The following is a 13,821-nucleotide window of genomic DNA, read 5'->3' on the forward strand; positions in this document are numbered from 1 at the left end:
TCGAACCGAACGTGCGGTGTTCACAGTGTTCCCCTCGGTCGGGCGGCCCGAAATCCAAGACTTGTCCGGGCCGCTGAGCATTTTTCAGAAATTTTTCCGATCGGCAACTCTTGTTCACAGAAAAGTGCCGACCGCACTGCTGGAGTCACCTTAGTGCTGACTGTGCGCTGCGTCGCGTTATCGGGAGATCTCCGTCAGCCGCGGCCATTTGTCGGTGATCGCACGTATGTTCGAAGTATGTCGGAGGTGCAGCAGGCGGTGGCGGCGTTACGCGCCGGCGTCGACGCCGTGCTGTCCTGCGATCTGGACCTGTCGAGCGCCGCGGAGGTCGTCGGGCTGCTCGACGAGCTCGAAAGCGCGGGGTGCCGGCTCCCGGCGGCGCAGCATCGGGCGTTGGCGCGGCTGCAAGTCGAGACGTCTGCGGTGCAAATGGGGGCGAAGAACTGGAAAGACGTCCTGGCGATCCGCTACCGGATCAGCGGGACGGAAGCGAACCGCCGGTTGAGCGAGGCGGCGCTACTTGCCCCGCGTCAGTCGATGACCGGGGAGCCCCTGCCGCCGGTGCTGCCGGCGACCGCGGCCGCCCAGGCCGAGGGGCGGATTACCCCCGAACATGTAGAGGTGATCCGTAAAGCGGTCGACGACCTCCCGAGCTTTGTCGATGCGACCACCCGGGAGCAGTTCGAGGCTGAGGTGGTGCGCATCGCCACCGGTGCCGGTCCGAAGGCCACCCGCGACGCCGCAGAGTTGGAGCTGTTCCTGCTCGATCAGGACGGGCCCGAACCCGACGACGCCGAACGCGTCCGTAAACGATCGCTCACGAAATCTCGGCAGGGTCAGGATGCGATGACGCAGTGGCGGGCCAACCTGACCCCGGAAGCCGCGGCGGTGTGGGAGGCCATCTTCGCCAAATACGCCGCCCCGGGCATGTGCAACCCCGACGACCCCGAACCCTGCATCTCCGGCACCCCGACCCAGGCGCAGATCGACAACGATCACCGCAGCCTCGCCCAACGCCAGCACGATGCGCTGGTCGCGGTGGGGCGGATCGCGTTGATGAGTGGGGAGTTGGGTCAGCTCAACGGGTTACCGGTGACGGTGATCGTGCGCACCACCCTGCAGGACCTGGAATCGCGCGCCGGGATCGGGACGACGGGCGGCGGTACCCGGCTGCCCATCAAGGACGTGATCCGCATGGGCGCGCACGCCAGCCACTACCTGGCCGTGTTCGACCGCGCCACCGGCGCAGCCCTCGACCTGTTCCGCACGAGGCGGGTGGCCTCGGCCGCGCAAAGAATCATGTTGATCGCCCGCGAGGGCGGCTGCACCAAACCGGGCTGCCCCGTCGGCGCCTATGGCTGCCAGGTGCATCACGTCACCGCTGACTGGGCCGAGGGTGGGGTGACCAACATCGACGACCTCGGCTTGGCCTGCCCGCCGGATAACCGCTCCGTCGGGCCCGGGGGTTGGACCACGTCGATGAGCCCCCGCCACGAGGTCGAATGGACCCCACCACCGGACCTGGACACCGGTCAGACGCGGGTCAACACCCACCACACCCCCGAACGCTTGCTGCGTCCACCGGACGAGGACGAGGGAAGTAGTGCTGACGCGTCGACCGATCCGGTCGGCGAGGCTGACGCCTGCCCGCCACCCTCGACAAGCGACCCGACGGAACCCGGCGGACCCGCACCACCCGACAACGAGGCGGCCTAGAGCCGCGAAGAAATGACATCGCGTCGGGAGCGCCGCGAAAGTGCGCAAATTCTGGGGCCGATGGGGCTGGTGATGCCGATGGTGCGCTTTGTTATCGAAAGTTTGCCATGCGTCTGTGATTTCGTGATGTGCCCTCGTAGTCTGCAGTGCGTGGGCAGGCATTCCCAGGTACAACCGCGGCGTTCGCGCGCGCGTGTGCTGACCGCCCTGGGACTGCCAGTGGCAGCCCTGCTGATAGCGGGGGCCGACGTGCAGCGCCCGATCGCACAACTTGCCGCACCGGCCGTGGCCGGTCCCGAGGCGGCGCCGCTGCCGGGCATGGAGCTGGTTGCAGCTCCGCCGGTGGGCGCCGCGCCCACGAGCGAACTAGGCGGCACCCGCGTGCAATGGGTGGCCTCGCGGGCCGCCGTCCGGCAGCCTCAGATCCTGCCCGCCGGGCTGGCGCCCGAGCAGGGCCTGCAGGTGAAGACCATTCTGGTTGCCCGGGCAGTCAGTGCGATCTTCCCCGAGATCCACAGCATCGGCGGCGTTCGGGCCGACCCGCTCCCGTGGCATCCCAACGGACTGGCCATCGACGTGATGATCCCCAATGCGAGCAGTGCCGAAGGCATCGCGTTGGGCAACCAGATCGTCGCGTTCGCGATGAAGAACGCCGAGCGGTTCAGTCTGCAGGACTGCATCTGGCGCGGCGTCTACTACACCCCGGGCGGTGGACGCGCCGGCGGCTACGGCCACTACGACCACGTCCACATCACCACCCACGGCGGGGGCTACCCGACCGGTGGCGAGGTGTACTACCGCTGACCGGCCCGTCGCCGGGCGAACTCCGGCGCGCGCTCCGGGCGAACCCCCACCCCGACGAGGTAGGCCGGGATCACCGACAGCCACGGCGCCCGCTGCACGATCCTGAGCAGCCAGCCCGGTGGACCGGTCGCACCCTCTTCGCCTCGCAGGACCGGACCCAGCAGCCGCGCGTCGAGCTGACGCTGCAAGGCCTGGGTCAGCGCGGTCGCGACGATCCGCCGCCGCCGCACTCTCGCCAGATCCCGCTCCGTCACCGCACCGCGGCGCAGCGGGTCTGCCAGCAACCGCGCGGTGGCCACGCCGTCCTGCACGGCCACGTTGATGCCGACCCCGCCGGCCGGAGACATGGCGTGGGCGGCATCGCCGATACAGAGCAGACCGTCAGTGTGCCAGCGCCGCAAGCGGTTCAGCTTCACGTCGAGACACTTGACCTCGTCGAGCGAGGTGACGGCGGAGACGGTGTCGCCGGCTTCGGGCAGGAGCTCGAGCACGTCGGCGTGGAAGGCGGCCAGCCCGCGGCGGCGAAGGGCAGCGTCCGAACCCTTCTTGATCAGCAGCGCGATCTGCAGGTAACCCTCACGGGGGATCACGATCATTGCTTTCCCCCGTCCGATACGGGGGAACAGGGTGAAGCCGGCGGTCACGGCGTTGCGGGGTAGCCGGAACCACAGGGCGTCGAAGCTCACCGGATACTCCCGCACCGCCATTCCGGCCGATTGTCGGACCGCCGAGCCGCGCCCGTCGCATCCGACCGTCAGATCAGCCCGCAATTCCCCTGAGCCAGCGGGGCTTTCGTAGCGTACGCCGACGACGCGGCCGGATTCGGTGAGTAGGCCGGTGACCTCGTGGTCCAGCCGCAGTGTGAAGGACGGTTCCGCCTCGGCCGCCTGAGCCAGCAGATTGAGCAGATCCCACTGCGGCACCATCGCGATGTACCGATGCGGGAGGCGCAGCCGTTCGAAATCAGCGACCGCCACCGGTCGACCCGGAGCGGCGTCGATGGTGAACTCGTGCACCCGGCTCTGGGGGAGTGCGTCGAACGCCGGCCACAGCCCCAGATCGTCGAGCAGCCGCAGCGTGCTGGGATGCACGGTGTCGCCGCGGAAGTCGCGCAGGAAATCGCCGTGCTTCTCGAGCACCGTGACCTCGACGCCGGCGCGCGCGAGCAGCAGGCCGAGCACCATGCCCGCCGGCCCGCCGCCGACCACCACGCAGGTCGTCTTCTCACTCATGGCGTCACACTAGAACTTCAGGTAGCCGCCGTCGATCCTCAGCACGTCGCCGGTGTGGTACTTGCTGGCCGGGCTCGCCAGATAGACCGCCACACCGGCCACGTCCTTGCCGGCTCCCCACCGCCGCACCGGCACGCGCGGCAGGACGCGGGAGCGGAACCGCTCGTCGGCCAGGCCGGCCGCCGTCATCTCGGTGTCGAACCATCCGGGCGCGATGGTGTTGGCGCGAATGCCGTATCGGGCCAACTCCACGGCCATGCTGTCGATCAGCGAGATCACCCCACCCTTCGATGCGGCGTAGGCGGGTTGGCGGGGCATGCCTTGAAATGCGCCGAGGCTGGACACACCGACCAGGCTGCCGCCCCGTTCGGCGGCGACCATCTGCCGTGCTGCCTCACGCAACGTGACGAACACGCCGTCGAGATCCACCGCCGTGATCGACCTGAACTCAGCCAGTGAGGTCTCGAGCGTCGGGGTGAACCTGCCGCCCACGCCGGCGTTGGCGAAACACGAGTCGAGCGAACCCCATTCGTCGCGGACCCGGGCCATCGCCGCCGCGATCGCCGGTTCGTCGGTGACGTCACAGGGCAGGGCGAGCACGGGATTGCCGTGCGCGCGCAACGACTCCGCAGCCGCCTCCAGGCGCGCGACACTGCGGCCGATGATGGCGACGGACGCGCCGGCCCGAGCCAGCCCGTCGGCCATGCCCAAGCCGATGCCCGATCCGCCGCCGGTGACGACGCTGACATGTCCGGTGAGATCGAAGAGGTCGGTCACGCGCCAACCCTAACCGCTCAGATACGCGTCCCCGCAGGGTCTCCACCGAGGCGCTGGGTCAGCCACACCGGCACGATCGCGATGATCGTCAGCGCGGCGGCGACCACGTTGATGACCGGCGCCTGGTTGGGGCGGAACAGGTTTCCGAAGATCCAGATGGGCAGTGTCTGCACCGTGGGGCCGGCGGTGAACGTCGTCACGACGATCTCGTCGAAGCTCAGCGCGAACGCCAGGATGGCGCCGGCGACCAGCGCACCGCGCATCATCGGCAGCGTCACGAATCGGAACGTCTGCCAGGACGACGCACCGAGATCGGCGGAGGCGTCCTCGAGGCTGGTGCCCAACCGCCGCAGCCGCGCCTGGGTGTTGTTGAACACGATCACGATGCAGAAGGTGGCGTGCCCGACGATGACCGTCGCCAACCCCAGCGTCACCCCCAGCGCGGAGGTGAACGTCGCGTTCAACGCGATACCGGTGACGATGCCGGGCAACGTGATCGGCAGCACGACAAGGAGATTGACGGTCTGGCGACCGAAGAATTCGTAGCGCTGCACCGCGAACGCGGCCATGGTGCCCAGGATCAGCGCCAGCGCGGTCGCGGCCAGCCCGACGATCACCGAGTTCCCCAGCGAGTGCCACATGCCCTCGCTGTGCAGCGCGGTCCGCCACCACTGCAGCGTGAAGCCGCTCGGTGGAAACGCGAACGTCTTCGACGCGTTGAACGCGTTCACCACCACCAGGGCCAGCGGCGCATAGATGAAGACCAGCACCAGCACCGTCCAGGCCCGGGTGGCGCCGCGCATCCGTGACGACAACATCTACACGTTCTCCAATGCCCCGGTGCGCCGCATCGCGAACAGATACAACAGGATCGCCGTCAACGGGATCAGCGACAGCGCCGCCGCCATCGGCTGGTTGTTCGCCGTCACGAGCTGGCCGTAGATCACGTTGCCGAGCAATTGGGTCTTGCCGCCGACGATGGTGACCGCGATGTAGTCGCCCAACGACAGCGAGAAGGTGAAGATCGATCCCGCGGCGATACCGGGGAACACCATCGGGGACACCACCAGCCGCAGCGTGGTCAGATCCGATGCACCCAGATCCGCGCTCGCATCCACCAGCGAGTCCGGCACGCGCTGGAAGGCCGCGAACACCGGAATCACCATGTACGGCAACCACAGATAGGTCAGCGTGATCACCGTGGCGATCAGCCCGTAGCCCGGTGAGTATCCGATCGCCCAGTTCATCGGCCCCTCCGGCGACAGCAGCATCCGCCATGCGTAGGCCTTCACCAGGTAACTGGCCCACAGCGGTGTGGTGACCGCGACGACGAGCGCGACACGGACGGCGGGGGAGGCCACCTTGGCCATGAACAGCGCCAGCGGCACCGCGAGCACCGCGCACACCACGGTGACCGTCAACGCGACGCCGACGGTGCGCAGCGTCGTCGTCCGGAACACCTCCGAGGTGGCGACCCGCACCAGATTGTCCGTGGTGAACGTACGCACCACGGCGCCGGTGAAGCTGCTGCGGCTCCAGAACGCTGAAACCAGAAGTATCGCAAGCGATCCCAGATAGGCGACGATCAGCCAGGCGAGGGGCGGAATCAGCAGGAAGGCCAGCGTCACCCGCTGCCGTAGCCGCGGGGCGGCGGGCATCAGCCCTTGATCTCCTGCCACTTGTCCACCCACTGGTCATAGCTGGTGCAGTTGTCCCCGCTGCCGTCCACGCACTTGGTCTGCGGCGTGGTCCAGTAGTGGATCTGCGCCGCGTACTGCTCATCGGTGGCGTGGTAGGTCGCGCAGTGCGCCTTGTCGGAGGTCAGGTCGCACGACTTGGTCTGCGCCGGCGCCTCACCGAAGTATTCGGCGACTTCGGCATTGGCCTTCGGCGAGATGATGTAGTCCATCCACTTGTACATGCAGTTGGGGTGCGCGGCCTTCGCCGACAGCATCCAGGTGTCCGACCAACCGGTGGCACCCTCCTTCGGCAGCACCGTCGCGACCGGGACTTTGTTGTCGGCCTTGATCGTGTTCGCGATGACCTGCCAGCTGGTGCCGATCGCCGTGGTGCCGGATTCGAACCCCTGCACCTCCTTGGTGTAGTCCGACCAGTACTCGCCGATGTTCTCCTTCTGCTGCTTGAGCAATTCGACTGCGGCGTCGAGCTGTTCGCTGGTCAGCGAGTACGGATCCTTGATGCCCAGATCTGGCTTCGTCTTCGACAGGTACAGCGCGGCGTCGGCGATGTAGATGGGTGAGTCATACGCGGTGACCTTGCCCTTCAACTCCGGTGCGCCGGGGAACACCGCGCCCCAGCTGTCCGGGTTGCCCTTGACGACGTCGGAGTTGTACATCAGCAGGTTGGCGCCCCACCCGTGGGGGATGCCGTACATCTGGCCGTCCACCGAGTTCCACGGCTTGTCTTTGAGGAACGGGACGACGGTCGCGTAGTTCGGCACCAGGTCGGTGTTGACGGGGGCGACGTCGCCGGCGTAGATCAGCCGCAGCGTCGCATCACCGGAGGCGGACACGCCGTCGTACTGCCCGGTGCGCATCAGCTGCACCATCTCGTCGGAGGTGTTGCCGATCTTGACGTTGACCTTGCACCCGGTCTGCTGCTCGAACGGCGTGACCCAGTTGACCGCAGGGTCGTTGGAACCGTTCTCCGCGTATCCGGGCCACGCGATCAGGTTCAGTTGTCCCTCTCCGGCGCCGACCGAGCCGGCCGGCGCCATCGACGGCGGGCCCTCTGCGGTGCCACCGGAGTCGCCCGAACTCGAACAGCCGGCGAGCAGCACGCCACCTACGGCGAGCACGACGCCCAGGCGGCGCAGCGGATTCTTCATGACTCCTCCTCAGGATGGGTCGACAGGTCGGTGAGATCGCGTACGGCCGCTTCGGGCCAGGTCAGGACGACGGGGCTGCCGTGGGTCAAGGCGGTCGACGCATCCGCCGAGAGCAGGGTGGCCGTGAGCCGGATGTCGTGCCCGGTGACCGTGGCCGCGATGCGCGTGATCGGGCCGGCATAGACCACCTCGGCGACGTGCGCGTCGACACGGTGCTCGGCGGCAGCGTCGGAACCCGGGGCACCCACCGCGATGCGCTCGGGTCGGATCGCGAACGTCCCGCTCCGGCCCAGCACCGTCTGCGCGCTGTCGCCGTCGAGCACGTTCGACGTCCCGACGAAGTCGGCGACGAAGCGGTTCGCGGGATGTTCGTACACCTGCCGGGCCGCGCCGATCTGCTCGATCCGTCCCTCGTTGAGGACCACCAACCGGTCGCACAGCGTCAGCGCCTCGTCCTGGTCGTGGGTGACGATCACGAACGTGATGCCGACCTCGCGCTGAATAGCCTTGAGCTCCACCTGCATCTGCTCGCGCAACTTCAGGTCGAGCGCGCCCAGCGGCTCGTCGAGCAGCAACACGCGAGGGCGCCCGACCAGTGCCCGGGCCAGCGCGACCCGCTGCTGCTGACCGCCGGAGAGCTCGGCCGGCTTCCGGGCGGCCTGTCCGGACAGTCGGACCATCTCCAGGGCTTCCCCGGCGCGGCGGCGCCGCTCCTTTTTGTCGACGCCGCGCACCCGCAAGCCGTACTCGACGTTCTGCGCGACCGTCATGTGCGGAAACAGGGCGTACTGCTGGAAGACCGTGTTCGTGTCGCGGCGGGCCGGGGGCAGGTGGGTGACGTCGCGGCCGCCCAGTTTGATGGTCCCGGCCGTCGGCGCCTCGAAGCCTGCGATCATGCGCAGAAGGGTGGTCTTGCCTGAGCCGGACGGTCCGAGGATCGCGAAGAGCTCACCGTCGGCGATCGTCAGATCGGCATGTTCGACGGCCACCACCGGATGCCGGGCGTCGCCGAACTCCTTGCGGACGCCGATCAGTTCGATCTGAGGAACGGCCGCGTCGTCGAGGGGGTCGGCGCCTGGTTTCGACACCGCCGTTCCGGATGGCATGCAGGCATCCTAGGAATTCCGTTGCCGAAGCGCAGTTCAAGCACGAATTTCGTCATGAGCGCGTCGCAGGACCACGCGCTCCGTCGCTGTGCCGGTCAGCTGATGGAATCCCGGAAGTCGATGCCCTCCTGTCCCGCCTGAGCCCACTGCTCGATGTCCACGACGGGATGGATCTGGAATTCGTTGAACGGCGCGAACTTGGTCGTCCCGGTCAGCAGCGCTGCCGGGTCGTCCGTTTCGACGATGGCGTACCCGCCTCCGGCGTCGACCCGGCCGACGAATTGGTGGAAGGTGGTGCCGGCGGGCGGCTGCCATTTCGAGAACAATTGCAGGGCGCGGCGCAACGCTTCTTCGTTGTCTTTCCCCGATCCGGTGAGGCGCGACGTCCACGCCATGGCGTACTTCATTTCCATCCTCCTAGCACACAGGCTGAACCAGATTCCCGCAGTATCCTCCTGCAGTGGCCATCTCACCAGGGGTGGTCAGAGGCGTTCTTGCATCACGAAACATTAGGTCTGCCAACGACTTTTAGCTGTTCCGGCGTCGCTCCACCGCCGCAGCGGGCGGCGCTTCGCTACGTCAGGCGCGGCCGACGGCCGGTGGCTCGAAAACGTTGCCCGCAGACTGGCCCACCGACTCGGGTGTGAACATGACACGCCGGATCAGCGGCCCGATCACGGCATCGAACAGGAACGGCGCGACGCGATAGGTGGCGATCGCCGGCCGGTTGAACCAGCCGACCTGGCGTTCGGTCGATGTCGTCTTGTCGGCGGCCCGGATGATGGCGGCCGCGATGGTTCCCGGTGCGTCGGAGGTCGGCGGTACGCGCGGAGACTGCCGATCCAAGAAGTTGGCCGCCGACGTGTACACCGGGGTGTCCACCGGGCCCGGATAGATCCCGTGCACCCGCACCCCTGGCAGGTGCCGATTCTCCTGACGCAGGGCGCGCACCAATCCTTGCACGGCGAATTTGCTTGCCACGTAGGCCGATTGGTATGGCACAGCAGTGACGCCGAGAAGAGAGCCGACCAGGACGAGCTGACCACGACCGCGGGGTTGGAAGTGAGCGAGGGCGCAGCGGGCGACATTCGCCGCGCCGATCAGATTGGTGGCGATGACCGCGTTGAAAACGTCGGTCGGAATGTCTTCGAAGCGACCGAATGCGGTGATCGCGGCACATTGGGCGGCGACGTCGACGCCCCCGAAGGTCTCGATCGCGAGGTCGAACGTCTGCTGTACCTGGTCGGCGTCTGCGATGTCGGTGGGCGCGACGAGCACACTGCCTGCCCCCGCCCGGCGACACTGTTCGGCGACGTCCTGCAGATCGCGTTCGGAGCGGGCGGCGAGCACCACCCGGGCGCCGCGGGCGCTGTACTGCAGCGCGGTCTCCCGCCCGATGCCGCTCGACGCCCCGACGATCACCACGACTTTCGCACTCATTCCTGGTCCTTCCTTCGTCTGCGCTCAGCCAGCCCGAGAGCGCCGAGCGCGGTGGCTGTCGCAGCAGCGGGCCAGCCTCCGCGTCGCGTCGCGAGCAGTGCTGCAGCGACGGTGACGGGGGCGAGCACCGCGACCGGGTCGCGGCGCCGTTGCCGGAGGCGTTGCAGCGCGGCCGGCGTGCCCGAGATCAGGTTCGCGGCAACGACACTGCGATAGATCGCGCCGGGACGGCGGCCGCGGGCCGCGGCCGTGACGGCCATCGCCCACCAGAGCGTCAACGTGGCGTCATGCGCCGGCGACAGCGCTGCGTCGCGGCTCGGCGTTGCGCCATCGACCGCGCCCAGAGCCGGGCTGGTACCCGTCGCTCCGTCGGCGAGACCGTCGATGAGCTCGCGGGCCGCCTCCGTCGACGAGTATCGCGGCTGCCAGGCCAATTCCCTACGCGCCCTTGTGGTATCCATCACGGGCGAACGGGTTGCCACGTCGTACCAGCCCGGCGTCACGGCCAGCACGCCCAATCGGTGGAGGGCGACGACGGCCGCCCGCATGGCTGCCGGGCTGACCCGCACGGGACGCGCACCGACCAGGGCCGCGAGCGCGGAGCCGGAGAGAACGTCGGAGGCCACGTTGAACGAGCCACGCACCCGCTGGTGCAGGAGCCGCACCACTGCGTCACCCACGTCGTCGGCGTGCACGAACTGCAGGGCCAGCCCTCGCGGCAACGGCAGGAGAGGCAACGCGTACCGCTGCGCCACGGCGAATGCCGCGTGGGGAATAGCCGAGCCGACGTACAGCGAGCGGATCTCGTAGGCCGCATGGCGCGCCACGACCACCGTGGGACGGAAGCGGGACACCACCGTCGCGGGATGGTCCCGTTCGAAGTGGTCGAGCAGCGATTCCACGGCGACCTTGTGCCTGCTGTAGACCGAGGTGGACTGACCTGTCGTCGGATAGCCCTCGGCGACCGGTGTCAGGGACTCGCTGGGTGCGTAGATGCCCAGGCTCGATGCGTAGATCAGATGCGACACCTCGGCCGCTACCATTGCGTCCAGAACCGCCTGTGTGCCAACGACATTGACCCGGTAGAGGTAGTCCTCGTCATCGACGGGATGCACGGCGAGCGCGAGGTGGATCACGGCGTCGGCGCCACGCATGGCGTCCGTCAACCGGGAGGTCGCGTCCGCTGCCGCCAGATCGACTGGACACCAATGGACATTCTCGTAGAGCTGACCCCGCATCGGCGGACGCCGACACACACCGACCAGCTCTGCCTCGGGTTCTTGGCGGCGCAGCTCACGCAGGACGCCGGCACCGACGTTGCCGGAGGCGCCGGTGATCAGAATGCGTCGCCGCTGCTGCATACCCGCGGGCATACACCGTGCGTGGCGGCCGAAACCGAAACGCGGGCAGCGAAATTCTTACGCTTCGGACATCACTTTCCGTCGGACTGGACGGCGTTTGCCTGCCCTCCCACCGGGTAGCACGCGATGACCCCTACTCGTCGAAGGAGACACCATGGCTCGCGCAACGCTGTTCCATCAACTGCACGACGTCGGGCTGGCCGCCTGGTTCGGCGGCACGCTCGCCAACGCGGTCGCTCTCAACCCAGCGGCGTCGTCGGCCGGCTCCGCTCGCGACGTCGGGGCCGTCGCCAACGAGGGCTGGGATAGGTGGACCCCGGTCAACGCCGCCGCGATCGGTGCCCACCTGATCGGGGCCGCCGGTCTGGTCAAGCACGACGCGGGACGCATGAAGGCGCAGAAGGGCGTGCCCAGCATGGCGGCGCTCAAGACGGGGCTGACCGTCGTGGCGCTCGGGGTCACCGCATACAGCCGGGCACTCGGGGCCAAGGTCTCCTCTCACGACGCAGTGCCGGCCGCGGATGCGACGTCACCGACGGCCGCCACCCCGCCTGAGGTCGCGTCGGCTCAGAAGCAGTTGAAGGCCCTGCAATGGGTGGTGCCCGCCGCCACGGGTGCACTCGTGGCGATCGGCGCCTACGCGAGCGAGCAGTACCGGCCCGAAGAGGTCGCGAAGGGCGCAGTGCGCCGCGTACTGTCCTGAGTCGTGCCCTCCAGCGGACCCCCTTCCGCCCGCTGGGTGTTGCTGGCCACGGTCCTCGGGTCCGGCATCGTGATGATCGACGGCACGGTGGTCAACGTCGCGCTTCCGCACATCGGAGCTGATCTCGGTTCCGGTTTCGGCGGACTGCAGTGGGTCGTCAACGCCTACACGTTGTCGCTGGCGTCACTGATCCTGCTGGGTGGCTCGTTCGGCGACCACTTCGGGCGGCGTCGCGTGTTCCTCATCGGAGTCGCGTGGTTCGCGCTCGCGTCGGTCGCCTGCGGTCTGTCGCCGAACACCGAATGGCTGATCGCCGCGCGGGCGCTGCAGGGTGTGGGCGGCGCGCTGTTGACCCCCGGGAGTCTGGCGTTGATCTCGGCTTCGTTCCAAGGCGCCGACCGGGCGGCCGCGATCGGCGCCTGGTCGGGGCTCGGGGGCATCGCGGGAGCGATCGGACCGTTCCTGGGCGGCTTTCTCGTGGAATGGAGCTGGCGGGCGGTCTTCTGGCTGAACGTGCCGCTGGCGGCGGTGGTGATCGTGGTGACGATGCTGCACGTGCCCGAGAGCCGGGACGACGCGGCGCCGCCGGGCCTCGACATCGCCGGCGCCGTACTCGCCGCGGTGGGTCTGGGCACGCTCACCTACGGGCTGACCCGTCTGGGCAACGGTGACGCCGATGTCACGGCGACGGCGACGGTGGCTGCCGGTGTGATGTCGCTGGCGGCGTTCGTGGTCGTCGAGCGGCGATCATCTCACCCGCTGATCCCGCCGCGGCTGTTCTCCGACAACGTGTTCCGCGTCGCCAACGTGATCACGCTGCTGATCTACGGTGCATTGGGCGCTGCGTTCCTGCTCTTGGTGCTGCAGCTGCAGACCGTGGCGGGCTTCAGCCCGGTCGCGGCAGGTACCGCTCTGCTGCCCTTCACCTTGGTGATGCTCGTGTTCTCCGCGCGAGCAGGTGCGTTGGCGGCTCGGATCGGGCCGCGGATCCCGATGACGGTGGGCCCGCTGCTGTCTGCAGCTGGGCTGCTCCTAATGACCCGGATCGGTCCGGATGCCACGTGGCTCGGCGATGTGTTGCCGGCTGCGCTGACGTTCGGCGCAGGCATGGTTCTCGTCGTCGCCCCGCTGACGACCGCGGTGCTGGATGCGGCGCCGCGCAGCATGGCCGGCGCGGCATCGGGGGTCAACAACGCGGTGGCCCGCGTGGGGGGCCTGCTCGCGGTCGCGGTGCTACCCGGTCTGGCAGGAATCAGCGGCGCGGACTACGCCGATCCCACCGCTTTCGACGCGGGTTTCCATGTCGCAGTCAGCATTTCGGCGGGTCTGATGGTGGTGGCCGCGATAATCGCAGCGGCCGGCATTCGTCGTGACCGCACTCCGATCACCGAGGATCGGTTCCGGATCGACGAATGCCGGCACTGCGCGATCAGCGGGCCCCCACTGAATCCCAGTGAGGCCCGCGAATCGTGACGACCTAGCCGGCGGGGACGGCGCCACAGCCGACGCCGGGGATGCATCCCGCGGCGCCGCCGGGACCGGCCACACCGCCGGGACCGCCGGGGATCGAGCCGGCCGCGCCGCCGGGACCCGCGACTCCGCCGGGCCCGCCCGGGATCACGCCAGCCGCGCCGGCAGGTCCGGCCGCGCCGCTAGGGCCGCCGGGAATCGTGCCCGCTGCGCCGCCGGGTCCTGCGACACCGCCGGGACCGCCGGGGATCGCACCCGCTGCGCCGGCCGGGCCGGCCACGCCACCCGGACCGACGTACCCGGGAGCGGGCGGCGGGACGTAGCCGGCCGGGGGAGGCGGCGGAGGCGGTGCATAGCCCATCGG

Annotated in this window: 14 protein-coding genes; 4 read left to right on the top strand and 10 right to left on the bottom strand. The window is 68.7% G+C overall.

Annotation, left to right across the window (positions count from 1 at the left end):
* Positions 1 to 237 precede the first annotated feature (237 nt).
* A complete protein-coding gene (locus tag DMB80_RS07165; protein WP_111509208.1) occupies positions 238 to 1,716 on the top strand; it encodes an HNH endonuclease signature motif containing protein in 1,479 nt (492 codons plus the stop codon).
* A gap of 150 nt (positions 1,717 to 1,866) precedes the next feature.
* Positions 1,867 to 2,520: a VldE C-terminal domain-containing protein gene (locus tag DMB80_RS07170; RefSeq protein WP_162938438.1), complete on the top strand. Its 654-nt coding sequence runs from the start codon at positions 1,867 to 1,869 to the stop codon at positions 2,518 to 2,520.
* Here the strand turns inward: DMB80_RS07170 and DMB80_RS07175 are convergent.
* From DMB80_RS07175 to DMB80_RS07215, 9 genes are all read right to left on the bottom strand, one after another.
* Positions 2,511 to 3,752: an FAD-dependent oxidoreductase gene (locus DMB80_RS07175; RefSeq protein WP_111509209.1), complete on the bottom strand. Its 1,242-nt coding sequence runs from the start codon at positions 3,750 to 3,752 to the stop codon at positions 2,511 to 2,513. The genes DMB80_RS07170 and DMB80_RS07175 overlap by 10 nt on opposite strands.
* A 9-nt stretch (positions 3,753 to 3,761) precedes the next feature.
* The gene (locus DMB80_RS07180) at positions 3,762 to 4,529 is read right to left on the bottom strand and encodes an SDR family NAD(P)-dependent oxidoreductase (protein ID WP_111509210.1); all 768 of its coding nucleotides are present in this window, start codon (positions 4,527 to 4,529) and stop codon (positions 3,762 to 3,764) included.
* Positions 4,530 to 4,546: 17 nt separating this feature from the next.
* Complete coding sequence (locus DMB80_RS07185; RefSeq protein ID WP_111509211.1) at positions 4,547 to 5,347, bottom strand: ABC transporter permease; 801 nt, start codon at positions 5,345 to 5,347, stop codon at positions 4,547 to 4,549.
* A complete protein-coding gene (locus DMB80_RS07190) occupies positions 5,348 to 6,187 on the bottom strand; it encodes an ABC transporter permease (RefSeq protein ID WP_111509212.1) in 840 nt (279 codons plus the stop codon).
* On the bottom strand, positions 6,187 to 7,377 hold the full coding sequence (locus DMB80_RS07195) for an ABC transporter substrate-binding protein (RefSeq protein WP_046366226.1): 1,191 nt from the start codon (positions 7,375 to 7,377) through the stop codon (positions 6,187 to 6,189). Before DMB80_RS07195 ends, DMB80_RS07190 begins: the two co-directional genes overlap by 1 nt.
* The gene (locus DMB80_RS07200) at positions 7,374 to 8,483 is read right to left on the bottom strand and encodes an ABC transporter ATP-binding protein (RefSeq protein WP_111509213.1); all 1,110 of its coding nucleotides are present in this window, start codon (positions 8,481 to 8,483) and stop codon (positions 7,374 to 7,376) included. The genes DMB80_RS07195 and DMB80_RS07200 overlap by 4 nt, the downstream gene beginning before the upstream one ends.
* A gap of 95 nt (positions 8,484 to 8,578) precedes the next feature.
* Positions 8,579 to 8,890: a DUF3303 domain-containing protein gene (locus tag DMB80_RS07205; protein WP_111509214.1), complete on the bottom strand. Its 312-nt coding sequence runs from the start codon at positions 8,888 to 8,890 to the stop codon at positions 8,579 to 8,581.
* A gap of 172 nt (positions 8,891 to 9,062) precedes the next feature.
* On the bottom strand, positions 9,063 to 9,923 hold the full coding sequence (locus DMB80_RS07210; RefSeq protein WP_111509215.1) for an SDR family NAD(P)-dependent oxidoreductase: 861 nt from the start codon (positions 9,921 to 9,923) through the stop codon (positions 9,063 to 9,065).
* Entirely contained in the window at positions 9,920 to 11,296 is a 1,377-nt protein-coding gene (locus tag DMB80_RS07215; protein ID WP_111509216.1) for an NAD-dependent epimerase/dehydratase family protein, read from the bottom strand. The genes DMB80_RS07210 and DMB80_RS07215 overlap by 4 nt, the downstream gene beginning before the upstream one ends.
* Before the next feature lie 142 nt (positions 11,297 to 11,438).
* On the opposite strand from DMB80_RS07215, the gene DMB80_RS07220 reads away from it, so the two are divergent.
* Positions 11,439 to 11,987: a hypothetical protein gene (locus DMB80_RS07220; protein ID WP_111509217.1), complete on the top strand. Its 549-nt coding sequence runs from the start codon at positions 11,439 to 11,441 to the stop codon at positions 11,985 to 11,987.
* 3 nt (positions 11,988 to 11,990) lie between these two features.
* On the top strand, positions 11,991 to 13,460 hold the full coding sequence (locus tag DMB80_RS07225) for an MFS transporter (RefSeq protein ID WP_240431046.1): 1,470 nt from the start codon (positions 11,991 to 11,993) through the stop codon (positions 13,458 to 13,460).
* A 4-nt stretch (positions 13,461 to 13,464) separates the two neighbouring features.
* On the opposite strand, the gene DMB80_RS07230 is transcribed toward DMB80_RS07225, so the two are convergent.
* A partial coding sequence (locus DMB80_RS07230; protein ID WP_205538563.1) for a hypothetical protein occupies positions 13,465 to 13,821 on the bottom strand: 357 nt, incomplete at its 5' end.

The organism is Mycobacterium kyogaense (genome assembly GCF_003254575.1).
Lineage (GTDB): Bacteria > Actinomycetota > Actinomycetes > Mycobacteriales > Mycobacteriaceae > Mycobacterium > Mycobacterium kyogaense.